Origin of the sequence: Dolichospermum sp. UHCC 0259 (assembly GCF_009711935.1) — a bacterium.
GTDB lineage: Bacteria > Cyanobacteriota > Cyanobacteriia > Cyanobacteriales > Nostocaceae > Dolichospermum.
The window spans coordinates 12568-36190 of sequence record NZ_VIKX01000201.1; the positions used below are offsets into that span (position 1 = coordinate 12568).

The following is a 23623-nucleotide window of genomic DNA, read 5'->3' on the forward strand; positions in this document are numbered from 1 at the left end:
ATGATAACTTTATCATTCAGGTATAACTATACTAATCCGATTTGATTAATGAAAATAGAAAAGGTGGATATCCCAGATTTATTCAAGAATCTGTAAAACATGAAATGGTTGATTGTTGGTTTCCCATTTGCGAATTTCTAAATAAAGCTGAGTTTGATGGAAGTAATTTTCTTCATAGGCAAGTAGTAAAATATTTTCAAGAGTGTTCTTACTATCATCACTATTGGGTTTAACATCAATGGCTGGGTTAGAACCAATAGCCTTCCGTAAAGCAATTGATAAAATTTCCACTAAATCATGACCACAGCACACTTGCCAAGGATTATGGCTGCTGTTTTTCTTATTTGTTAGTCGTTTTTGTATATCTTCATTCTCCAATGAGTAGGCTTTGGATTTATTCTTTACTTCTTTAATCAGTTCAATTTCACTAATTTGAATAGTTTGGTTATCAACGAACTTTTTGAATTCAATACCCTCAAATTTCAGATTTAATCCATCAGATTGAGATACCCAGCGTAAATAGCCAACTGACTTACTACATTCAACCAATGTGGTTCTTAAATCTCGACCAAATTTGATAATTTTCTCCTCTGAACCAAACATCACAATTACTTTATCAAAAGCGGGAGACTTGATTAACATGGTTTCGATGTCGTGAGTATCCGTGCGGAGTAAATTGGGACTTGTAACAGTTGTATTTTGCAGGTGGTCAAAATCTGCATCAACAATTGCTAGAACTCCCTGAAAATTTGATTTTTCTAAAATTTTTAAAATGTCAATAGCACGCTGTTTAGCCTCAGTAATGACTAATTCACAACCTAATTTATCAACAAATCGCTCATAGAAAGTTTTATCAGAACTTCCTTCAACTAATAAGAATGTTCCTGAATAAGTGCTACGTCGTAATCTTATTTGGTTAGCAACACGGTCAACGGTTAAAAATTCTCTCATTTTACCAGACCTTTCAATTCAACCGTTAAATCCCAACGATCTTGTATAATATCTGGTGAATGAGTAGCTATGAGAATATCTAAATCAGCCAACTTTGTAATCTCTTGCAAATCCTTTAAAAACTGCACTTGCCAACCTACATGAAGAGATAATTCAGGTTCATCAATCAAAACTAAGGAATTAGGTTCAACTTTGAATAGTAGTTCATATAAAAGCACTAATTCATGTTGTTCACCCGATGATAAATCAGTTGGTGATAGAGTTTTTGAATCAGATAAAGAAGAATTATAAAGTGTTGTAAAAATGAATCCTTTTTCTTTGCTAAAATTTATCTCTTTATAGGAAAATTTATTATTAATAATCTTCTTCAATAAATTAATTTTAGTCGCTATTTCAGTAAAAACATTGAGTTTTTTTTCTACGTCTTCAACATATACTGATAAAGCATTTTTGGTACTTTCATCTATGTCTTGTGGTTGAATTTGAAACTCTGAATTTTCATCTTGATCTAAAAGACCTACTTCTATCAGACGAGAACGAGTTTCTTCAAGTTCATTGAGTTGATTACGCAATTTTTCATCTGTTATATCTGATGATAACTGTTGTTTTACTACCCTCATAGGAAAACTTCTATCAAGAGATTGAGATATTGTTCCATATTCCTTAAACTTATCTTGCATTAGGGTGGCAAGTTCATAAGAATATTCAGATACAGTTGATAACGTTGGAAATCTTTTTTTATCTGATTTGGAATAAACAGTAAGAGGTAATTTTAACAAACGTTGGGATTGTATTAAGCGAATATGGATATTTTTCTTTAATTTTCCTAGCCAATCAGGTTCTTCTCGTGATATCAACTTTAAGGGTAATGAATAACTAAACAACCTGAAGTACGACTTTTCTATGTCAACTAAACTTGGATCATAAAAATTGAAAACAATATTACTATTTACTTTGTCATAATCATCATAATTTTTTATGATCTCAACATTACTACCGTTATCAAATTCAACGCAAAATTTACTAAAGGGAATAGTTCGCAACTCTGCGTATCGAGAGTTAAAAAATCCATTCAAAATTCTCAACATTGCTGTTTTTCCAAAACCATTAGGTCCATGAATGACAGTGATTCTATCATCCATATTCAATGGAATTACATGATCAAAAATTCCAAATAAGCCGCTAACGGAAATTTGCTTAATTCGCATAATAATTAACTCCCATAACAATACTAACTTTATAAGACATAAATAACTTCTATTTGATGATTAATAATTAACTATCATATCATAGCAATTTTCCCATAAAAACAAGGTATATAGCGGTAATCACGCTTGGTGCAATATAATTGAGGGCGCAGGCCCTGCGCCCCTACAGAGTTGACAATTTGGTGACTGTATCTCATTCAATTGCATACCGCTATAAACATCTAAAAACCCGATCAAGGTTGACCGGGTTCTAGTGAATTTGCAGGTTTCAAATGATTAAAGTAAGTAAGTGAATTTAAGTTACTAAGGGTGGACTTTCTAAAACGCAATGTACAGCATCTCTACGTCTTTCCGCTCTGGGATTTGGCTTCGCCATCTCATCTAGAGTTTGGCTAGTTGCCACTTCATCATCAATAATGCTGTAATTGTTGGGCTGATGATAGGGGACACGCTGATCATTGACCCTTTCTTTTAGTTGGTTTTTATTTGCTTGGTGTCCTATGTTTTGAATATATCATTTGATTTTTGAGATAGGACTTATTCTTTACATTTATTAACAAATTGGTGATGAATAATCTGAAGGTGCTTATTTCCGATGATTGCTTTTTTGCCAACTTTGACTATTAGGCTGTTTGCTAAATTTAGCTTGAGGAAAAAGTCGCTGTTCTATTTGTTCATAACTGCCTTCAAAGTCGCATTTACCGAAATGGGGACATTGACGACAATAAATGCCTTTGCTGTACCGTTCTAGATTCTCACGGTTGAAAAAATAGGGTTTATGACTAAATGTACTTGCTACCCATTGCCATGACATATTGTTACTCGCTGGATCACCGTCGAGTAAATGTTGGAGAAACCATTGTGCGCCGGCTTGCCATTGAATATGTCGCCAATGGATGATATAAGCTGCTAACCACATTCTTATATGGTTGTGCAGGTAGCCTGTTTTTCGTAGTTCCTGACTAAAACTGTCAATGCAAACTAGTCCTGTCGTTCCGGTTGTGATATCTTCGGGTAGTTGGGCTGCGTAGTCTGTTGATTGATAACCGGTTTTGGATTCTTCTTGATTTTGCCAAATCTCGTTTCCTAGTTTGACATATAATCTTTGCCAATAATCGCGCCAGCCTAGTTCGTTAATTAGTTTATTAGCATCGTCTGGATTGTCAATTCGGTTCAGTATATATTCTCGAATTTCGCGCAAACTCAAGACTCCATGACGAAGGTATGGTGATAATTTGGTAATGTCACCGGTTAAGAAGTTGCGGGTTTTTGCGTAAGCTATGGGGTTAATTTTTTGGAGTGTTTGTTGTGCTGCTTTCCTTCCTCCGGGAATATCGCTAATGTGATCATCTTGTGCTGCGGCTTGGGGGAACTGTTCCTTGAGATATGCGACTAATTCGGCTCGATTTTGGAAATCACGTAACATAAAATTTGTATATGTCAATTTAAGATTTTAAGAATAATTAAACGCAGATGAACGCAAATAAACGCAGATGAATATGGATGAGTCAATGTATTTTGTGATTCTGTGGAGATTCCCGTAAAATTGGTATTAGTAGTCTACAATCAGATGTGGTTTTATACCTTAAATAACTGGTCTATATCCTAACTCATTTTACCTATTATGACAAAACAGCCATCTTTAAGTGAACAACAAGGTTATTATCGCTATAATCCCAGCGGTTTGGAGCAAAGGGGGGCTGCACGTTTATTCCCGTTTACGGGGGAAGATGGGTCAATACGCTATATTTTGACTAAATTATCTCAGAATTTGGTAAAAGAAGGAAAATTATCTGCTCCTTGGAGTTTGTTGTTAACGGAGTTAGAAAAGAAGGTTTGTAGGTTAGAGGAAGATTGGTTAAATATTGCTACTTTGTTGGCAGATTGTGAGGTGTTTCAGTCGGGATGGTTTAATTTTGATTTACCTCCTCATGAACAGTTTAATAGTGGTTATCTTCAAGAAAGAAAGAAGTTACTCAAAAGGTTTTGTGCGGCAAAAATAGCAATTTCTAAGTTGGATAAGAATCTGTCTGTGAGTAAACAAAATCAAGAGCAAAGAAAGTTATTTTTTGCGGCTTTTACTCAAGTTGATGGGACTAATCCGCCAATCATGAGTGTAATTCATGAACGAGATGGTGGGTTAAGTGATCATGAATTTGCTCGTCAAAGATTAGCTGGGGCTAACCCGATGGTAATCAGACGAATACAAGGAAATGATCAAGGTTTGATTCAATCTTTGGCAACTCAAGTTTATAAGTTAGCAAATAATGGGAATATAGATTTAATTAAGGCTGCTGGGGAAAATCGGTTATTTGTTGCTGATTATCCATTGCTGAAGGATTTACAAGTTACTGATTTACAGTTGGGAAAATATGTTGGTAGTCCAACAGCTTTATTTTATCGTACTGATCAGGGGTTAGAATGTGTATTAATTGAGGTGGAAAAGGGTAGGGTTGTGACTCCAGCAATTAGCGGGGGTGAGGCTGATGATTGGCTGCGGGCAAAGTTATATGTGCAAACGGCTGATGCTACTCATCATCAATTAATTGCTCATGGAACTTATACTCATTTAGCAATGGAGGCTTTGGCTATTGCTACTCCGAGACAGTTACCATATAATCATCCAGTTTATCAATTACTTTCTCCCCATTTTCAGTTTTTAATTGCGATTAATCACCGGGAAAATAGTATTTTATCAGCAGTTGATAATTTGATAGCTCCAACTTTACAAACTGCTAAAAGGTTGATGAGTAAGGCTTATCGGGAAAAGTCTTTTTGGTATTATTCGCTGTTGAATGATATTGATTTACGGGGAATTGAATCTAAGTTTTTGCCAGATTTTCCTTATCGTGACGATAGTTTGTTATTATGGGAGGCGATCGCTAAATATGTGACTCGCTTTTTACAACTTTATTATCCAGATGACAAAGCGGTACAACAAGATCCTTTTTTACAAGCTTGGGCTGAAGAGTTAGCTGCACCTTTAAATACTCGCCCCAAATCGGATTTTCCCCAAGTACCTGCATGGCTACCTCAAGAATTGGTTGCAGAATCGGGAATTGTTCCTCAAGAATTACCTACTTATCCGCGTATTCCTGGATTTACAAAAATTGGGAGTTTGCAACAATTAATAGATATTGCCTCTATTACGATTTTTACCTGTGGTCCCCAACACGCAGCTTTGAATTTCAGTCAGTTTGATTATTTTAGCTATGTTCCCAATGCGCCTTTTGCTAATTACAGTCGCCCAGACACACTGGTAAGTTTAGAGGAATTTTTACCACCGAAGGATAAAGATTTACTGCAAATGCAATTAACTTCCGCTTTGAGTGGGATTCATTGGGGAAGATTAGGAAGTTCTGATTTAATTCAATTTTCCCAAAAGAACAATATCCAAATTCTCGCTCAATTCCAAAATGATTTATCATTAATTGAAAGTACAATTAAGGGACGTAATCAACAACGCTTTACAGATAGTGGTGTCGAATATCCCTATCTTTTACCTTCTCGCATTCCCAACAGTATCAATATTTAAGGAGTCAGGAGTCAGGAGTCAGGAGTCAGAAGAAAGAAGAAAGAAGAGGTAATAAATAATTATAGAGACGTTGTATGGAACGTCTCTATTTGTTTATCTTGAAGATACATTAAAGGAGTTTAAAAATCCTTCTATACTCTTAGTTAAAAACTTCTGTCTTTTTTTGTTGGTTTCCGCACTTACTTGATATAACCGGGTTTTCACTAAATATATTCTTCCTTTGACAATGCTTCCTCCCGGTTTACTATAGCTAATTTCCCTGCCAAAATAACGACCTAATCTAATTTTTCGTTCACTAATTAAAGTTCCTTTGGCTTTTTTAATCACATTATTACGTCCATTATCTAAAGCCTTTTCAACAAGCTTTTTGCGATTTAATAATTCAATATATTCAGGTGAATAATCAACATAACCAACGGCATAATTAATTTCCTCTTGTTTGCGTTCAATGCTAAACAAATTTAATTTAATTTTCCCTGATTTTGTATTTACTGTTTGTTTAGTCTCTCTGGGATTTCCTGGCATTAAAATCCGAAAACTACCGTCAGCAGGAGAAAATAACTTCCAGATAGATTTCGCTACTTTTACCTGTTTGTTAGCGGCTATCGTCGGAGTAATTGTATATCCGCCACATAAAACCACTAGCGCAAGAGAATAATTGAGAAATCTCATTTTCATGGTTATTGAATTTAATGTTATGAAGTTTTATATAATAAAGCAATTAAAGCAAACCCCCTGTGGTTGCCCTAAATACGGGGGTAGGCACGGGGGCGCTACCCCTACATTAAATCTCAATCTTTTATATAATTTATTTTGCTTGTCTACTTATTCAAAATTACAAAGTATTACAAAATGTCTTCAGAATTTCCAATTGGTAGTAAAGTTCGTGTGGTATCATTGCCACCATATCTGAAAACGGCTGAACCAATGCCGATGTTACGTCCCCCTGAAGTAATTCATATTGGCGAAGAAGGTATAGTTCTTGACCGTCGCCCTGGTGGTTATTGGGGTGTGCGCTTTACTAGAGGTGCTTTTCTCATAGATAGCCAATACATTGAAAGTATCGAAAACCTATCTGAACCACAATCAGATTAAACGAACAACAAGAATGTAAACTTATATTAAGTTATTCTTCTGGTTGAGAAAATGGTTTCCCGTCGCACTTTTATTAGCATTTTATTTGCTTCTTGTTTGGCTGTTATTAGTTGGTTCAATTTTACCCCCCCTGCTGAAGCTTTAGGTGGTAAATTACCCACAATTAATCAACCTGCACCTGAATTTACTTTACCAACTAATACAGGCAATGGTAAAGTCTCTCTAGCTGATTTTCGGGGTAAGTGGGTAGTTCTTTATTTCTACCCCAAAGATTTTACTTCTGGTTGTACTATTGAAGCACGACGTTTTCAGCAAGATTTACCTAAATATATTCAGAAAAATACTGAGATTATTGGTATCAGTGCTGATGATGTTGATTCTCATGCAGAATTTTGTGACTCGGAGGGGTTAAAATTTCCTTTGTTAGCTGATATTAAGGGTGAAGTTAGTAAGGCTTATGGTTCTTGGATAGGTGTTGTCTCTATGCGCCATAGTTTTATTATTGATCCTCAAGGAATATTACGAGCAACTTTTGTGAAGGTTAATCCTAGTATTCACAGTATGCAAGTTTTGGAAAGGTTGAACAAATTACAATCTTCTGTTTCTTAAAAAGACGGGGATTAGAAAGACGGCGATTATAAATCGCGGCTACACAAACGAAGTCCACCTGCGTGGACTAATAAAAGATGTTTCTAACCTGCGAAGGCAGGTTTTGTCTGTGTAGCTGTGATTTCCAATCGCCAGGTATAATTTCATTGGAGCGGTAATTTTTTGATATGAATCATGATCCTTATATTGTGAAACCAGGTGATCAAATTTCTTTGGTTAAGGACTATAATCCAGGTTATAAATGTGAATTTCACCAAAAAAGTGATGCGGTAAAAAGATTAAGGACAGGTATTTTACAATTAGCTAAATATCAAGATATTCTCTATGCTCAAAATAATTATTCTTTGTTAATTATTTTTCAGGCAATGGACGCTGCTGGTAAAGATAGTACCATTAAGCACGTTATGTCGGGGGTGAATCCTCAAGGGTGTCAGGTATTTAGTTTTAAATCGCCTAGTGAGGAAGAATTAGATCATGATTATTTATGGCGCTCGATGAAATCTCTACCAGAAAGGGGAAGAATTGGCATTTTTAATCGTTCATATTATGAAGAAATGCTGATAGTTCGGGTACATCCAGAAATTCTCAAAAAACAACAATTGCCCCATTTTCCTCAAAATAATCAGATATGGCAACAGCGATTTGAGGAAATTAATAATTTTGAAAAATATTTGGTGAATAATGGGGTGATTGTGCTAAAGTTTTTTCTCAATGTTTCTAAGGCTGTGCAGAAAAGACGCTTTTTAGAAAGAATTGAATCACCGGAAAAAAATTGGAAACTTTCTGTTAGTGATGTTCAAGAGAGGGGTTTTTGGAATGATTATATGGATGCCTATGAGCAAGTTTTTAACCATACAAGTACAGAATTTGCTCCTTGGTATATTGTTCCTGCTAACCGCAAATGGTTTACTAGATTGGTAGTTGCGGATATTATTTGCAAAAAATTACAGGAATTAAATTTACAGTATCCTCAAATTAGTGAGGAAAATAAACAGCACTTGTTAGCAGCGAAGAAAATTTTAGAAGCAGAAAAATAGTTTTGTTATTTTTGCGGGTTTTACTCTTGACTCTCTCGAGGGCGCAGGCCCTGCGCCCCTACTTTTTCCTCTATATGTCTGTAGATGTAGGGAATGAGTTGAGAATTTCGATATCTTAGAGTTGGGAAAGAGGATAATTTACAGGATAAATATGCCAAATCTTCCTAACTTTGATATTGTGGCTTTAGCGGCTTCTGCTGGCGGATTAACGGCATTAATTGAGGTGCTGGCAGATTTACCCGCAGATTTTCGAGCAGCAATTGTTGTGGTTCAACATTTAGATCCTCGTCATCCATCCCTCATGGCAGAAATTCTCAGTCGTCGGACTCCACTGCAAGTAGTCCAGGCAAAAGCAGGAGATGAACTTACTCCAGGGACTGTTTATATTGCTCCTCCGAATAACCACTTGTTGGTGAATAGTGATGGTACAGCTTCGTTATCTCAGTCGGAAATGGTGCATTTTCTCCGTCCTTCGGCGGATTTGTTGTTTGAGTCGGTGGCAGCAAGTTATAAAGAAAGAGCGATCGCTGTTGTCCTCACAGGAACTGGTAGTGATGGGGCAATGGGAGTGGACGCAATCAAAAAAATGGGTGGGACGGTAATTGTCCAGGATGACAAAAGTGCTGAATTTCCGGGAATGCCATCTTCAGCAATTAAGACAGGGAATGTAGATTTCATTCTCCCTTTGGCAGAAATTTCTTCAGCTTTGATAACTTTAGTTATGTCTCATGCTAGTTTGCCATAATATGTCACCAATTTAGGCTATTATAAAAAACTGATTGTGTATAAACAATAGTTTTGCAAATTTAATATTCTTAATACATACTTAAGTATATACGTAAGCAAGATGATTGAGTTTATCATCATCTACAATGTGCATCTATTTCTAGTGAAACCCTAATTGATTCTATGAATGCTCCACACAAAGACCTTGATTTTGAAAATCTCCTCCAATATTTGAGAATCAATCGAGGATTTGATTTTACAGGTTATAAACGTTCAACCTTAATGCGTCGTGTTATGAAGGAGATGGAGACTTTAAATATAGATAGTTTTATAAATTATCAAGATTATTTAGAAGTTCATCCAGATGAATTTAGAAATTTATTTAATACTATTTTAATTAACGTGACTGCTTTTTTTAGAGATAGTTCAGCTTGGGAATATTTAGCCAAGGAAATTATCCCTAATATCATCAAAAATAAACAAAAAGATGAACAGCTTCGGTTCTGGAGCGCTGGTTGTGCTTCTGGACAAGAGGCTTATACTTTAGCAATAGTTTTAGCAGAAATATTGGGAGTGGAAGAATTTCGTAAGCGGGTAAAAATCTATGCAACCGATGTGGACGAAGAATCTCTCACCCAAGCTCGTCAAGCTAGTTATTCAGCCAAAAATATTGTTGAAGTCCCATTAGAACTGCGCGATAAATATTTTGATTTAGTCAATAAACATTATGTTTTTCGCCAAGATTTGCGTCGTTGCGTAATTTTTGGTCGTCATGATTTACTTCAGGATGCACCAATTTCTCGTTTAGATTTATTGGTTTGTCGCAATACCTTAATGTATTTTAATTCGGAAACCCAAGGAAAGATTATCAATCGGTTTCATTTCGCGCTTAATGATCATGGCTATCTGTTTTTAGGAAAAGCAGAGATGTTAGTTATGCACTCTAATTTATTTATACCTATATATTTAAAAGATCGAGTATTTGCAAAAGTATCTTTGGGAAACATCCGTAATCGTCAACTAACTATGACAAATTCGCCAGATAAAGAATCCTCTAATCCTGTTTACTCTGAAGAACTGCGAATTAGAGAGTTGGCTTTTGATACAGCATCTAGCGCCCAAGTTGTCATTGATAATCATGGTACATTAATTATGATTAATGAACAAGCTCGGAGTTTATTTAGTTTGACAATGAGAGATCTAAATCGTCCTTTTCAGGATTTAGAATTATCCTATAGACCTGTGGAGTTACGGTCATTAATTGAGCAAGTATATAATGAACGCCATCCGATTACACTCACCAATGTTGAACGTTATCAACCGAACGCAGAAGTTCAATATTTAGATGTGCGAGTCATTCCTTTACAAGATAATGATCAAACTATTTTCGGTGTCACAATCTCTTTTAATGATATCACTCGTTATATAAAACTCCAAACAGCATTACAACGTTCTCGACAGGAATTAGAAACAACCAATGAAGAACTACAATCTACCAATGAAGAATTAGAAACAACCAATGAAGAATTGCAATCTACCAATGAGGAACTAGAGACAACCAATGAAGAATTACAATCAACAAATCAAGAAATGGAGACAATGAATGAAGAACTCCAATCTGCTAATGAAGAATTACAAACAATAAATCATGAATTAAGCGATCGCACCAGTGAACTTGACCTAACTAATCTTTTTCTGTCTTCCATTTTAGGCTCTCTACAAATGGGAATGGTAGTCTTAGATACTAATTTTAATATTTTAATTTGGAATCATACAGTTGAAGATATGTGGGGTTTACGCAGTGACGAAGTAATTAATAAATCTTGGTTTAGTTTGGATATTGGTTTACCTGTAGAACAACTGCGAAATCCCCTTTGTGATATTATATCTAATAAGAAGACATTACAGGAAATGCTCCTGAATGCAGCTAATCGTCGCGGTAAAAAAATACAATGTTATATCGCCTGTCGTCCCTTAATCAAAGAAACAGTAGAAGGTATTATCATCATGATGACAGATGTGGAGAAAATCCGTAGTATGATTTCTCCAGTGGAAATTGAAGCAAGACAACGGGAAGGATAATAGGAAGGAGTTAGGAGTTAGGAGTTAGAAAGAAGAAAGAATATTTGTTTATATTAGGAATATAGAGGAGTAGGGGTAGCGCCCCCGTGCCTACCCCTATATTTGGGGCAACCACAGGGGGATTGCCCCTACAACGTACCTACCCCTATATTTGGGGCAACCACAGGGGGATTGCCCCTACAACGTGCCTACCCCTATATTTGGGGCAACCACAGGGGGATTGCCCCTACAACGTGCCTACCCCTATATTTGGGGCAACCACAGGGGGATTGCCCCTACAACGTGCCTACCCCTATATTTGGGGCAACCACAGGGGGATTGCCCCTACAACGTGCCTACCCCTATATTTGGGGCAACCACAGGGGGATTGCCCCTACAACGTGCCTACCCCTATATTTGGGGCAACCACAGGGGGATTGCCCCTACAACGTGCCTACCCTGATATTTGGGGCAACCACAGGGGGATTGCCCCTACAACGTGCCTACCCTGATATTTGGGGCAACCACAGGGGGATTGCCCCTACAACGTGCCTACCCTGATATTTGGGGCAACCACAGGGGGATTGCCCCTACAAAATTAATTGGTTTAGAGATTTTTAAAATGTTTAATTAATTTTGCTCAGTTACTTATGTCTATAATTATTGCTGGAGAACGGAGTGGAGTTGGGAAAACAACAGTTACACTGACCCTATTAGCATCTTTACGTCGTCGTGGTGTAAAAGTGCAATCTTTTAAGGTGGGACCCGATTATATTGATCCAATGTTTCATCAATATGTTACTGGTCTTCCTTGCCGGAATTTAGATGCTGTGTTAACTTCAGAAAGCTATGTGCAGCAATGTTTTTACCATCATTCTCCCCAGTCTGAATATACTTTAGTTGAAGGTGTCATGGGTTTGTTTGATGGTATTAGCCATTTATCAAGCACAAATGAAAAAACCGACTTTGCTAGTACAGCGCACGTTGCGCGATTATTAGATACACCAATAATATTAGTAATTGATTGTAGTCGTTTATCTGGTTCAGTAGCAGCGATCGCTCACGGTTATTGTTCATTAGATAGTAGAATTAAAATTGCTGGATTAGTCTTAAACCGAGTCGGCAGCGATCGACATTTATCATTATTAAAAGCTTCCCTTTTACCTTTACAATTACCCATACTTGGTGTCTTACGAAGACAAGATAATATTACCATTCCTGACCGTCATCTAGGTTTAATTCCCACCGCAGAATTACCAGAATTAGATCAAATAGTTAATAGTTTAGCTGATTTAGGTGATACTTGTTTTGACTGGGATCAACTTCTACCACTTTTAAAATCAGCATCTTCCCCAACTCCCAATTCCCAATTCCCAACTCCCAATTCTTCCGTAAAAATTGCTGTAGCGCGAGATCAAGCCTTTAATTTTTACTATCAAGACAACTTAGATTTACTAGAAAAATTAGGAGCAGAATTAGTATTTTGGAGTCCATTAAATGATGATCAACTACCCAAAGATATCCAAGGAATGTATTTTGGGGGAGGTTTTCCTGAAGTATTCGCACAACAATTATCTAAAAATATCACCCTAATACAAGCAGTCAAAAACTCAATTTTAGCAGGAATACCCACAATTGCAGAATGTGGGGGATTAATGTATTTGTGTGAGCAAATTATTGATTTTGATGGTAACTCTTGGCCAATGTTAGGAATATTACCCACTCATGCACAAATGGATAAAAGATTAACATTAGGATATCGTCGCGCAGTAGTTTTAGAAAATACCTTTTTACTTGATAGCAATAAAAACATTTTCGGACATGAATTTCATCGTTCTCATGTAATTACCAATTCTCCCCAACCATTATTTAATACCTATCGCTATGATTGTGATGAAAATACAGGTTTTGAAGGTTGGAATTTACCCAATGTTCATGCTTCTTATATTCATCAGCACTGGGGAGAAAGTTTAGAAATTCCTCAAAGATTCATCCAAGAATGTTTAAAAAATCATGATATCTCCACATAGCAGACATAGACTCTAAATCAACCCCATTTACATCACCTACCATCGTATTTTTAAACAACGCCGTAAAAGCACCAGCACCCAACCGATATTGAGGAAACATCCGATAACAAGGAGTGCTAGTTAAATGAGATTGAAAAGTAGATAAATGATCAACTTCCACAGCTTGAAAATGCGGAAACCGTTCCAAAAACCATTCACAAACCTGCTCATTTTCTTCAGGAGAATAAGTGCAAGTCATATATGCTAAATAACCTTGAGGGGCAACAACTTGGGCAGAATTAGCAATAATCCGTTTTTGACGATTGGCACTTTTATTAATGGAAGTCGAGTGAAAACATCCTGGTGCTTTCTCATTCTTAGCTAGTAAAGATTGCCCAGTACAAGGGGCATCAACTATCACCAAATTACTCGAAGCCGGTAACAATTCTGCAAAAATACTCGAATCTCTATTTACTACCCCACTGGGTTTAATTTGACAACGTTTTAAATTAGAAATTAGCATTCCCAACCGCTTACCAATCACCTCATTAGTAATTAGCAAATCAGGTTTTAAAGCCCTCCAAGCAAACACACTTTTACCACCAGGGGCAGCACACATATCAAAAACTATAGATATTGATTCAGGAATTGCCAACAAAACCGAAGCAGAAAATACCGAAGAAAAATCTAAGCAATAAAAAGATCCTTGTTCATGAAGAGAATGCTTACCGGGCTTTTCTCCCAAAGATAAACGGTCTACAAAATTCGGCTGCCAATGGGTTGGGGTTTGCACTTGAAAAGGGGAAATCTCTGGTTTATCTTGACACCAAAGAATGCAAGGTGCAAAAGGTTGGGGATGAACTAAAGCATCTATAAACTTTGTTTGTTCATCTACATTTGTAAATAACTGTCGCGTAACTTTAAGCAATAAATTAGAAGGTTTTTCCATATTAATTTCTACCAAATTAAATCAGAAGAGAAACTGTTACATGAGAACAATGCAATCAATAGATTTGGCTGCATACTAAAAAGACATTTACCGATATTTAAGCATTTAGGTGTCAGCCGTCAGCTATTAGCTTTCAAAGCTGAAATATAGGTAATTAAACCGTCCTAACTTAAAGGAAATCAACACTTCCTTGTTTTTGCTATTCCTCCTCTTTGCTGACTGCTGACTACTGATAGCTGAATGCTTACCCAAATTAGGATTTTAGATTTGGTATTACACTTATGTACCGGAGAGGTCATGATATTTAACAATTTTCAGCAAAAACTGCGCCAAGAATCACAACGTTGGCGAGACGAAGGCATTATTAGTTCTTCCCAGTATGACCAAATAGCCAAGCGACATCAATTTAATAAGATAGAAGAATCTACCCGTGATAGTTTTGGTGTCATTGCCATTGTCATCGGTGGTTTACTATTAGGCTTAGGTTTAATGACCCTTGTGGGCGCAAATTGGCAGGGTTGGTCACGGGACGTTAAGTTTATCTTGTTAATGAGTTTATTTCTCTCCACAGCCATTACCGGGTTTTTAACCTGGAGAGAACCGACACTTACCACAAATCAAGGTAAAAAATCTCAAGAAGGTAAAAGGGCAATCGGAGAAGCATTGTTAATTCTCAGTGCTTTTATTTTAGGGGCAACCCTCATGTTAATGGGGCAAATATTCAATATTAGCGGTTCAGCTTCTGAGTTATTTTTAGCTTGGGGTTTTGGGGTGTTAGTAATGGCTTATAGTCTTTCCCTCAACTCTTTGGGAATTATGGCCATTGTTCTCATTCAAATCGGTTACTGGATAGGAATTGGTAATTTAGGATTTGAATCTGGGGAAATGACTTGGGCGCGGTTAGCTATTCGCCATATGCCCTTACTATCATGGTTACTGTTTGTCCCCTTAGCTTATATTTGCAGATCCCGGTGGATTTTTGGCTTGGGAGTTGTGGCATTTATTATATCTTTGCAATATAACCTCAGACCTTTACCACTCTTAACATTTTCTGAGGCAGTTTCTTGGATAGCTTCCTTTGCTTTGGCTTTACCACCTGCCTTACTTTGGAGTTATGACGATTTACTTTTCCCCACAGTTAATTATAGATTGTTTCAACCCTTAGCACGCAATTTAGGCTTGATTTGTTTTGGTGTGGTTTTTTATCTTTTATCTTTCCGTTGGCAATGGGAATCAGTTGACACTATTGGCAGTTTATCATTTTTAAATCCTTTCAATTCAACTATTAATTCATCCAATGTATTGCCATCTTTGCCAATTATTGATTTAGGGATTCTCAGCGGTTTGGCAGTTTTGCAATGGTTATTTCTCATTCGTCAAAGCAATAGTCCACTTCGACGGGAAGTATTTTTCAGAATTGGCATTATTACTACTTTTTTAGGGTTTATTCTGATTACTCCTTTTTGGCATCAAGCTATTACCAGAATTACTGAACTAGGCATTTTTATCTTCAATGTTTTATTGGCGATATTAGCCTGGGGATTAGTTCAAGAAGGGTTGAAGTTACGAAAAAGAACCGCATTTTGGTGTGGTATTTTATTATTTACCCTGCAAATTATCAGCAGAGTTTTAGAATATAATACTGAGGTTCTTTTCCGGGCTTTAGTATTTGGTATTTGCGGTTATTCCCTCATTGCTGCCGGACTTTGGTTTGAACGTCGCTTTACTACTTCTAAAACTAGTAGTAGTGGAAATAGCGGTGGTAGTGGGAATAGTGGCGGTAGTGGGAATAGTGGTGGTAGTGGGAATAGCGGTGGTAGCGGTAATAGCGGTGGTAGCGGGAATAGTGGGAATAGCGGGAATAGCGGGAATAGCGGTGGTAGTGGAAATAGCGGTGGTAGTGGGAATAGTGGTGGTAGCGGGAATAGTGGGAATAGCGGGAATAGTGGGAATAGCGGTGGTAGAGGTGATAACAAAAGCAATAGTAGCAGTGATTATCGAAGTGGTAGTGGAGGCATTAACGACAGTAGAAGTGATAACAAAAGCAATAGTAGCAGTGATTATCGGAGTGGCAGTGGAGGCAATAACGACAGTAGAGGTGATAACAAAAGTAATAGTAGCAGTGATTATCGAAGTGGTAGTGGAGGCAATAACGATAGTAGAGAGAGGGAGAGGGAGAGAGAAAGAGAAAGAGAAAGAGATAGGGAGAGGGAGAGGAATAACAGAGGCAATAGTGGAGGTGATTACCGGAGTAGAAAGTAATAGGATAATTCTCAATCAAAATTAAGACATATTCAGGAAGAAGAATTCAGTAGTTAAAACAAATTAGTCAGGGAGATTCTGCCGGATGTTGCTGCCTATATTACGCACAAAAAATTAAATCTGAATTCTTTCTATATAAATCTCTGCGGATAAATTCCTATCGAAAAATTAGCAAGAATGGGAAAAATATTTTTTCCTATTATCTATTACCAATTACTAACTAAATTAATCCCATGAAAAATGACTTCCCTGAATCAAAAAAAACCTTAAATCCCGAAATGGAATTTTCCGAAAAATTGACATTTCGGGATTATCTCAAGGCTACAGAACAGAAGGCTAATAAACCTTTACCGATTTGGCGATTAATTGCCCCTTTACTGGTTCAAGTAGGTTTAATTCTGGCTGTACCTTCCCAGGCAATGTATACGGATGTGACTGGTAAGACAGTAATTTTGCAAACTGTACCTGTAAATTCTAATGATGTTGTCCGGGGTTCTTCATTGAACTTAGATTATAATATTTCCCGTCCTGAAACTTTGAGAAGATTACCGGGTTGGAATGATTGGTTGCGAAGAAATTCTCGCAGGGGTAGACAAATTGCCCAAGGGAGTATCTTATACTTAGTTTTGCAAGAACGACAATCTTTTGATAGCGAAGGACGATCTAGGAATCGAAATGAACTTCTGTCTTGGAGACCTATTCGGGTAAGTAGTAATCGCCCTGTTTATTTGTCTAATAATCAGGCAGCCTTAAAAGGTAATTATCAAGATGGTTTGATTAATTATGGGTTGGAAAACTATTTCATTCCTGAAGAACAAAGACAACAAATTAATGAGGATATTTCGCAAATTCAGGAAACCAGGAATGGTAGACAACAACCAATTTTAGTGAGGGTAAAAGTAGATCCTCAAGGTAATGCTATTCCTACAGGTTTATCTATAAGAGATGCGAATGGTGAACGTGGCTATCGCAATTATCGTTTTCAATAGCATTATTGAGGGTGGGCAATGCCCACCTCAAGATAAATTGTTTGTGGATTTCAAAATTGTAATTCAAACCCTAATAACACATCTTCTCCAGACAGTAATACAGGAAATTGAACAATTTCTACAGGTTGTTCCAGTCGGTAAATTTCTACTTGTTTATCGTAGGGATTAATTAACCAACACAAACGCACGCCATTATTGATATATTCGGTGCATTTTTCTTGCAGGGTTTTAAGTCTGTCTGTTTTTGATCTCAGTTCAATGACAAAATCAGGTGCGAGTGGAGGAAATTTTTCTCGTTCTTCAACAGTTAGTGCTTCCCACCGGTCTAATTTTACCCAAGCAACATCAGGAGAACGTTTTGCACCATTAGGAAGTCGAAAAACAGTAGAGGAACTAAATACTATTCCTAATTGGGTTTTGTAGTTCCAAAGACTTACTTTGAAGTTTAAATCAGATTCACTACGGCCGCTTTCTCCTCCTACTGGTGGCACGATAATTAATTCTCCCTGTGCATTGAGTTCTAAGTTGACATCTTTATTAGCCATACAGAGTTGGTAAAACTGATCATCTGTAAGGCGAACAACTGGATCTAGATTTAGGGTAACAGTGTTCATGTCAGTTTATTAGTGTAATTTTTCTGGATTAAAATCAGTGAGGTACAGTTTTAAACTTTAAAGACAGTAGGGGCGCTTTCTTCTGCACCCTCGACTATATTTTATTCGACCAATAATCGCTATATTTTGTAATTTTAGCATCAATAGTTTAATCCTCGTTAACTACCAATTACCAATTACCAATTACCAATTACCTATTCAATTTTGAAGTTAACGGGTAAGCGAGTATAAATCCCTTGAGGATCATTCATTGTTTGCAAGGTTTTGATTTCTTGTTGGAATTTTTCTAGTTCATTTAGGAGAGGGTTTGAGTTTTTAGTGTTGGTGTTTTCTATTCCTAATTTGGCTTTTGTTTCATCTAATTTTTTACCAAATAAGCGTTCTGGAAATGTACTAACTCTGGGATATTCTTGTATTTCCCAATCAGTACCTAATTTTGCTTGTTTAGCTGCATATTCAATGGCTACATTTAAACCACCAATTTCATCAACTAGACCGATTTGTTTGGCTGCTGTTCCTGACCAAACTCGTCCTTGGGCGATTTCTGCTACTTTTGCAGTGGGAATTTTCCGTCCTTGGGCAACTTTTTGTAAAAATAGATTATAAATGCGGTTAACACTGCGTTGATAAACTGCTAATTCTTGAGGTGATTTAGGACGGGAAATGGTTTGTTGATCTGCATATTGAGCCGTTTTCACGCTATCCCAAGTTATGCCATTATTATTGCCTAGTTTTTGACCATTAAATAATACGCCAAAGACACCTATAGAACCTGTAATGGTATTAGGTTGGGCAAAAATGCGGTTGGAATCACTTGCAATCCAATAACCACCGGAAGCAGCTATATCACCCATTGAGACGATGACGGGTTTAATTTGCCGAGTTAATTTGATTTCTCGCTGCATGATTTCGGCTGCGGTAGCACTACCACCAGGGCTATTAATTCTTAAAACTACTGCTTTTATTTGATCATTTTGGCGAATTTTTGAGAATATTTTTGCAAAGTTATCACCGCCAATTTGTCCTTCGTCACCGCTACCATTGACTATTTCGCCTTCTGCATAAACAATGGCAATTTTATGGTCTGAATCTGAGGATTGTCCGGGAACTTCTGCATAATCACTCAAACTTATTTTTGTGAATGTTTGATCTTTTTCACTTTTACCAGTTAATTTTTTTAAGTCGGTGAATACTTGATCTTCATAAGCAATTGTATCTACTAGACTATTAGATTTAGCTTCTGTGGCTTGTAAAATTGCTTGACTATTGGCGATCGCTTGCAATTTCTGCGGTAGAATCTTTCTACTTGCACCCACAGATGTCCGCCACTCTCCCCACACATCATCTAACACTTTCTGGGTTTGTTCCCGGTTCTCTGGACTGAGTTTATTGAGGATTAACGGTTCTACTGCACCCTTAAATTTACCCACCCTTACAATCTGCACACCAACGCCATATTTTTCAAATGCCCCTGCTAAGAACATTGGTTGTAAACTTAAACCGTTCATTTCCATTGCCCCCATCGGATTAACTATAACTTGATTGGCTACGGAACTGAGATAATATTCTTTTTCACTCCAATCTGTACTATAGGCAATAATTTTTTTGCCAGTTTTACGGAATTTTTCTAATGCTTGCCGGATTTCTTTCAAGGAAGCATAACCAACTTCATTATTCGCATTAGTTCCATCTATATAAATACCCACAATATTTTGATCACGTCCGGCTTTATCTAATGTTTCCAAAACTTTCCGCAGTGTGATGTTATTTTCTTGAACACCGCTCAAAGTTTTTTCCAAAAGTCGGCTAGAATTAGGTTCGCTATCGGTGATTTTCATAGACAAGTCGAAAACTAAAACTGACTTATCTTTGACTGTTGGGGCTGAACTTTGAGAACTAGCAACCGCAATTAATATTAATAAAAATCCCAGTGTACTGACTCCAGAAAAAATTATCAGTCCTAGTAAACTACCAATTAAACTTGCTAAGGTTTGTTTAAGAAAATTAGTCATTAGTTATTTATAAGTCAGTTGTTCGTTGTCAGTGGTCATTTGTCAGTTGTTCGTTGTAAACTTTGAGATTGCTTTAATTTATACAGATTACTATTGGCAGTGCAAAATAATACGGTGGTGATTTCGGCAATTAATACCTCTGTCAATTCTACTACAGCCGCTTCCGATACTGCCGCTGCTTTGAGAAAAGGCATTGCTAAACCAGCAATATCAGCCCCTAAAGCGATCGCTTTAGCCACATCTAAACCATTGCGTAAGCCCCCAGAAGCAATTAAGGGAACATCGGGATCATGCTCCCGAATACTGGCAATACAATCGGCTGTAGGTATCCCCCAATCCCCAAATGTTTGCCCTAACCGCCGCTGTAAGGCAGTTTCTGCCCGTTCACTTTCCACCATTGCCCAAGACGTACCCCCAGCACCAGCCACATCAATCGCTTGTACTCCCACAGCTATCAGTTTTTCTGCCATAGTTGCGGAAATTCCATTACCTACTTCTTTGGCAATTACCGGAACTGGCAATTTGTTACACAAATCAGATATTTTGTCAAGTAAGCCATGAAAATTAGTATCACCCCTGGGTTGAATGAATTCCTGCAAAGGGTTAATATGTAAAATCAAAGCATCAGCTTCGACCAGATCAATAATTCGCAAACATTCATCAATACCATAGTCATAATTAAGCTGTACCGCGCCTAAATTAGCAAAGAGGAGAATGTCTGGCGCATATTTACGAACAGCAAAAGTATTCCCAACTTGAGGTTTTTCCACTGCTACTCTTACAGATCCTACACCCATTGCTAATTTATATTCTTGGGCAACTTCAGCCAGACGACGGTTAATAATTCCCGCTTGTTCTGTACCTCCTGTCATGGAGGAAATTAACAAAGGTGCATTTAGATGTTTTCCCAAAAATGTCGTACTCACATCAATATCTTTACCATCAAGTTCCGGTAAACAGGCATGAGTAAAGCGATATTTTTCTAACCCAGTGGTAATTACTGGAGATTGGACATTATCTTCTAAACAGATGCGAATATGATCTGCTTTGCGATTTTGGGTTTGGGCTGAGGTGTTGATAGGAGGGTTCACGACTTAATATGGAGTTATGTGAATATTTATATTTTGCACTAAGCCCTGGCACTAGAAACTTGATAAATTAATGGTTTTAAAGCAGTCTTGGTGAATGAAGGTATGATTTTTTCTCACGCAGAGGCGCAGAAACACTCCAGAGTAAGAGTTTGAGAAAGAGAATGTTTAATTTTCATACCTGTATCCTCAAGCATTGATATTCTCCTTTTGCCTTCTTTCTGCTTCTGACTCCTGACTCCTGACTCCTGACTCCTGACTCCTCATGTATTTTTCATATCCAATCTGGTCTAGTTTCGCTTGCTTTTCCATGACCATATTACAAAGACTTTGCCGATAAACTTGCACTTTTTCGAGTAATTCTGGTTGGTGAGTAGCAAGAATTTGGACAGCTAAAAGTCCAGCGTTTTTAGAATTTCCAATAGCGACAGTAGCAACAGGTATTCCTGCTGGCATTTGCACTATAGAATATAAAGAATCCACACCTTGTAAATTCCGAGTAGGGACGGGAACACCAATTACAGGTAAAGGAGTTAAAGATGCTACCATACCAGGGAGATGTGCTGCACCACCAGCGCCAGCGATAATTACCTTAATACCGCGTTGATGTGCAGTTTTAGCATATTCAACCATCCGTTCTGGGGTACGATGGGCAGAGACAATGGCAACTTCAACTACAATACCAAATTCTTCACAAATAGCGATCGCATCCTTCATTGTAGGCAAATCGGAATCACTACCCATGATAATACCAACTTCGAGACTCATATAATTGGGGATTGGGGACTGGGGACTGGGGACTGGGGAAGTAGGGGAAGTAGGGGAAGTAGGGGAAGTAGGGGAAGTAGGGGAAGTAGGGGAATATTTCTTCCCAATAACAACCGACAACTGACAACTGACAACTGACAAAAATAACACCCATGCTGGCAAATGTAGATATTATCAACGCAAAAGTACCCGGTTATCAAGATTTACAAAGAATTTTGGTTAACCAATCGGGCATAATTGAGGAAATTATGCCCATGAATACAGCATGGGAAAAAGTTGTACCAAAAAACTTACAAATTTTAGATGTAGCTGGAGACTGGATTTCTTTAGGTGGTGTGGATTTACAAATCAATGGTGGACTAGGATTAGCCTTCCCGGAATTAACAGCAGAAAATTCCTCTATGCTGCCAAAAATCTCTTCATTTCTTTGGGAAGCAGGAGTTGACGGTTATTTACCCACCTTAGTCACAACCTCCATCGAAAATATTCAGCGATCGCTCGCCATTCTCGCCAATTATACCCCCAATTCTCCCACCTCTGCCCAAATTCTCGGAGTTCATTTAGAAGGTCCATTTTTAAACTACTATAAACGTGGCGCACATCCAGCCGAATATCTTCTTCCCCTAACCATAGATCAAGTTAAACGGGTCTTAGGAGATTATGCCCATATCGTCAAAGTTATCACCCTCGCACCGGAATTAGACACCACAGGTAAAGTCATACCATACTTGCGTTCATTAGGAATCACTGTCAGCTTAGGACATTCACAAGCCATAGCCACAGAAGCCCAACAAGCCTTTACCCAAGGCGCAACAATGATCACCCACGCCTTTAACGCCATGCCACCCCTACACCACCGTGAACCGGGCTTATTAGGCGCAGCCATGAACAATCCCGATGTGTTTTGTGCTTTCATCGCTGATGGTCAGCACGTTACCCCAATGATATTAAAAATTCTTCTGCGTGCCAGCGAAAGGTTATTTATTGTCAGTGATGCCCTTGCACCATTAGGATTACCTGACGGCATCTATCCTTGGGATACCCGACAAATAGAAGTTATCAACGGTACAGCCAGATTACAAGATGGTACTTTATCAGGAACAACCCTACCATTATTAACTGGAGTTCAAAATCTAGTAAAATGGGGAATTTGTGACCTGGAAACCGCTATTAGCCTCGCTACAGACGCACCTAGACAAGCTATCAACTTGCCAAAATTTGCCGCCCAACAACCCGCCCATTTATTACGCTGGAAATGGGATGAAGTTGACAAAGAACTGATATGGAATCGGTTAACTGTCTCAAGTATCAAGTTGTCAGCTTAGACTTTTTGACAACTATTTCCGCTACAACGCTTCTATCATAGCGGCGATCGCTTTAGATAAGTGATAATACTTATCGGCTAATTCCTTGTCCAAGCCAGTGGATACAAACTTACTCTCTGTATCGGTAGTGGTAAATATAGCAAGTGCCAAGGCGGTTAGGACATCAATCAACGGTCAAATTCCTGCTACCAAAGGTGTTTTCTCCTGACTCCTGACTCCTGCTATATGTAGTGAAATCTCATATTTACCACTACTAATTTAACCAACTAATTGTCCTGATGTGACACATTTGAGACTGAAATAGCAAGTAACTATAGCATTTCTCCATTTACAGTAAGTCGGCTTTGACTTCTTTTCGCTGCTATAGCAACTATTAGGCTAGAAA

General features: G+C 37.7%; 19 protein-coding genes and 1 pseudogene. 10 read left to right on the forward strand and 10 right to left on the reverse strand.

Features of this window, described 5'->3' with window-relative positions:
* Window positions 1-78: 78 nt before the first annotated feature.
* The 3 genes from FJR05_RS16290 to FJR05_RS16300 all read right to left on the reverse strand — a co-directional run bounded on the left by FJR05_RS16290 (window position 79) and on the right by FJR05_RS16300 (window position 3585).
* Window positions 79-951, reverse strand: coding sequence for a DUF4435 domain-containing protein (locus FJR05_RS16290; RefSeq protein WP_168645068.1), 873 nt, complete (start codon window positions 949-951; stop codon window positions 79-81).
* Window positions 948-2159, reverse strand: coding sequence for an AAA family ATPase (locus FJR05_RS16295; RefSeq protein ID WP_168645069.1), 1212 nt, complete (start codon window positions 2157-2159; stop codon window positions 948-950). Before FJR05_RS16295 ends, FJR05_RS16290 begins: the two co-directional genes overlap by 4 nt.
* Window positions 2160-2745: 586 nt before the next feature.
* Window positions 2746-3585, reverse strand: a complete 840-nt coding sequence (locus FJR05_RS16300; protein WP_168645070.1) for an FAD-binding domain-containing protein — start codon at window positions 3583-3585, stop codon at window positions 2746-2748.
* Window positions 3586-3783: 198 nt separating this feature from the next.
* On the opposite strand from FJR05_RS16300, the gene FJR05_RS16305 reads away from it, so the two are divergent.
* Window positions 3784-5694, forward strand: coding sequence for a lipoxygenase family protein (locus FJR05_RS16305; RefSeq protein ID WP_168645071.1), 1911 nt, complete (start codon window positions 3784-3786; stop codon window positions 5692-5694).
* A 93-nt stretch (window positions 5695-5787) separates the two neighbouring features.
* Here the strand turns inward: FJR05_RS16305 and FJR05_RS16310 are convergent, their stop codons facing one another.
* Window positions 5788-6372, reverse strand: a complete 585-nt coding sequence (locus tag FJR05_RS16310) for a hypothetical protein (RefSeq protein WP_168645072.1) — start codon at window positions 6370-6372, stop codon at window positions 5788-5790.
* A gap of 174 nt (window positions 6373-6546) precedes the next feature.
* Between FJR05_RS16310 and sipA the strand changes: the two genes are divergently transcribed.
* From sipA to FJR05_RS16340, 6 genes are all read left to right on the forward strand, one after another.
* Complete coding sequence (sipA, locus tag FJR05_RS16315; RefSeq protein WP_168645073.1) at window positions 6547-6789, forward strand: regulatory protein SipA; 243 nt, start codon at window positions 6547-6549, stop codon at window positions 6787-6789.
* A gap of 51 nt (window positions 6790-6840) precedes the next feature.
* Window positions 6841-7398 (forward strand): peroxiredoxin, encoded by a 558-nt coding sequence (locus FJR05_RS16320; RefSeq protein ID WP_168645074.1) that lies wholly within the window; start codon window positions 6841-6843, stop codon window positions 7396-7398.
* 167 nt (window positions 7399-7565) lie between these two features.
* Complete coding sequence (locus tag FJR05_RS16325) at window positions 7566-8435, forward strand: polyphosphate kinase 2 family protein (protein ID WP_168645075.1); 870 nt, start codon at window positions 7566-7568, stop codon at window positions 8433-8435.
* 151 nt (window positions 8436-8586) lie between these two features.
* Window positions 8587-9180, forward strand: a complete 594-nt coding sequence (locus tag FJR05_RS16330; RefSeq protein ID WP_168645076.1) for a chemotaxis protein CheB — start codon at window positions 8587-8589, stop codon at window positions 9178-9180.
* A gap of 164 nt (window positions 9181-9344) precedes the next feature.
* Window positions 9345-11243: a CheR family methyltransferase gene (locus FJR05_RS16335; protein ID WP_168645077.1), complete on the forward strand. Its 1899-nt coding sequence runs from the start codon at window positions 9345-9347 to the stop codon at window positions 11241-11243.
* Between the two features lie 629 nt (window positions 11244-11872).
* Window positions 11873-13252 (forward strand): cobyrinate a,c-diamide synthase, encoded by a 1380-nt coding sequence (locus FJR05_RS16340; RefSeq protein ID WP_168645078.1) that lies wholly within the window; start codon window positions 11873-11875, stop codon window positions 13250-13252.
* Here the strand turns inward: FJR05_RS16340 and FJR05_RS16345 are convergent.
* The gene (locus FJR05_RS16345) at window positions 13212-14180 is read right to left on the reverse strand and encodes an RsmB/NOP family class I SAM-dependent RNA methyltransferase (RefSeq protein ID WP_168645079.1); all 969 of its coding nucleotides are present in this window, start codon (window positions 14178-14180) and stop codon (window positions 13212-13214) included. The two genes, FJR05_RS16340 and FJR05_RS16345, sit on opposite strands and share 41 nt — an antisense overlap.
* A 297-nt stretch (window positions 14181-14477) precedes the next feature.
* Here FJR05_RS16345 and FJR05_RS16350 point away from each other — a divergent pair.
* Together FJR05_RS16350 and FJR05_RS16355 are read left to right on the forward strand one after the other, a co-directional pair.
* Window positions 14478-15929 (forward strand): annotated as a pseudogene (locus FJR05_RS16350) (DUF2157 domain-containing protein); the annotation flags it as partial.
* A gap of 746 nt (window positions 15930-16675) precedes the next feature.
* Window positions 16676-17431: a GDYXXLXY domain-containing protein gene (locus FJR05_RS16355; RefSeq protein WP_168645080.1), complete on the forward strand. Its 756-nt coding sequence runs from the start codon at window positions 16676-16678 to the stop codon at window positions 17429-17431.
* Window positions 17432-17481: 50 nt separating this feature from the next.
* On the opposite strand, the gene FJR05_RS16360 is transcribed toward FJR05_RS16355, so the two are convergent.
* From FJR05_RS16360 to purE, 4 genes are all read right to left on the reverse strand, one after another.
* Window positions 17482-18045 carry a Uma2 family endonuclease gene (locus tag FJR05_RS16360; RefSeq protein WP_168645081.1) on the reverse strand — a complete coding sequence of 188 codons (564 nt, stop codon included), beginning with the start codon at window positions 18043-18045 and terminating at the stop codon, window positions 17482-17484.
* A gap of 194 nt (window positions 18046-18239) precedes the next feature.
* Entirely contained in the window at window positions 18240-20057 is a 1818-nt protein-coding gene (gene sppA, locus FJR05_RS16365) for a signal peptide peptidase SppA (protein ID WP_168645082.1), read from the reverse strand.
* A 35-nt stretch (window positions 20058-20092) separates the two neighbouring features.
* Window positions 20093-21148: a type 2 isopentenyl-diphosphate Delta-isomerase gene (gene fni / locus FJR05_RS16370; RefSeq protein WP_168645083.1), complete on the reverse strand. Its 1056-nt coding sequence runs from the start codon at window positions 21146-21148 to the stop codon at window positions 20093-20095.
* A 186-nt stretch (window positions 21149-21334) separates the two neighbouring features.
* Window positions 21335-21913, reverse strand: a complete 579-nt coding sequence (purE, locus tag FJR05_RS16375; RefSeq protein ID WP_168645084.1) for a 5-(carboxyamino)imidazole ribonucleotide mutase — start codon at window positions 21911-21913, stop codon at window positions 21335-21337.
* Between the two features lie 152 nt (window positions 21914-22065).
* Between purE and nagA the strand changes: the two genes are divergently transcribed.
* Window positions 22066-23238 (forward strand): N-acetylglucosamine-6-phosphate deacetylase, encoded by a 1173-nt coding sequence (gene nagA / locus FJR05_RS16380; protein ID WP_254446964.1) that lies wholly within the window; start codon window positions 22066-22068, stop codon window positions 23236-23238.
* Between the two features lie 21 nt (window positions 23239-23259).
* Here nagA and FJR05_RS16385 read toward each other — a convergent pair whose 3' ends face one another.
* Entirely contained in the window at window positions 23260-23409 is a 150-nt protein-coding gene (locus tag FJR05_RS16385; protein WP_168645085.1) for a hypothetical protein, read from the reverse strand.
* Between the last annotated feature and the right edge of the window lie 214 nt (window positions 23410-23623).

Coding starts and splice junctions, on each gene's coding strand:
- FJR05_RS16290 (WP_168645068.1), bottom strand. CDS start 951: ATGAGAGAATTTTTAACCGTTGACCGTGTTGCTAACCAAATAAGATTA.
- FJR05_RS16295 (WP_168645069.1), bottom strand. CDS start 2,159: ATGCGAATTAAGCAAATTTCCGTTAGCGGCTTATTTGGAATTTTTGAT.
- FJR05_RS16300 (WP_168645070.1), bottom strand. CDS start 3,585: ATGTTACGTGATTTCCAAAATCGAGCCGAATTAGTCGCATATCTCAAG.
- FJR05_RS16305 (WP_168645071.1), top strand. CDS start 3,784: ATGACAAAACAGCCATCTTTAAGTGAACAACAAGGTTATTATCGCTAT.
- FJR05_RS16310 (WP_168645072.1), bottom strand. CDS start 6,372: ATGAAAATGAGATTTCTCAATTATTCTCTTGCGCTAGTGGTTTTATGT.
- sipA (WP_168645073.1), top strand. CDS start 6,547: ATGTCTTCAGAATTTCCAATTGGTAGTAAAGTTCGTGTGGTATCATTG.
- FJR05_RS16320 (WP_168645074.1), top strand. CDS start 6,841: ATGGTTTCCCGTCGCACTTTTATTAGCATTTTATTTGCTTCTTGTTTG.
- FJR05_RS16325 (WP_168645075.1), top strand. CDS start 7,566: ATGAATCATGATCCTTATATTGTGAAACCAGGTGATCAAATTTCTTTG.
- FJR05_RS16330 (WP_168645076.1), top strand. CDS start 8,587: ATGCCAAATCTTCCTAACTTTGATATTGTGGCTTTAGCGGCTTCTGCT.
- FJR05_RS16335 (WP_168645077.1), top strand. CDS start 9,345: ATGAATGCTCCACACAAAGACCTTGATTTTGAAAATCTCCTCCAATAT.
- FJR05_RS16340 (WP_168645078.1), top strand. CDS start 11,873: ATGTCTATAATTATTGCTGGAGAACGGAGTGGAGTTGGGAAAACAACA.
- FJR05_RS16345 (WP_168645079.1), bottom strand. CDS start 14,180: ATGGAAAAACCTTCTAATTTATTGCTTAAAGTTACGCGACAGTTATTT.
- FJR05_RS16355 (WP_168645080.1), top strand. CDS start 16,676: ATGAAAAATGACTTCCCTGAATCAAAAAAAACCTTAAATCCCGAAATG.
- FJR05_RS16360 (WP_168645081.1), bottom strand. CDS start 18,045: ATGAACACTGTTACCCTAAATCTAGATCCAGTTGTTCGCCTTACAGAT.
- sppA (WP_168645082.1), bottom strand. CDS start 20,057: ATGACTAATTTTCTTAAACAAACCTTAGCAAGTTTAATTGGTAGTTTA.
- purE (WP_168645084.1), bottom strand. CDS start 21,913: ATGAGTCTCGAAGTTGGTATTATCATGGGTAGTGATTCCGATTTGCCT.
- nagA (WP_254446964.1), top strand. CDS start 22,066: ATGCTGGCAAATGTAGATATTATCAACGCAAAAGTACCCGGTTATCAA.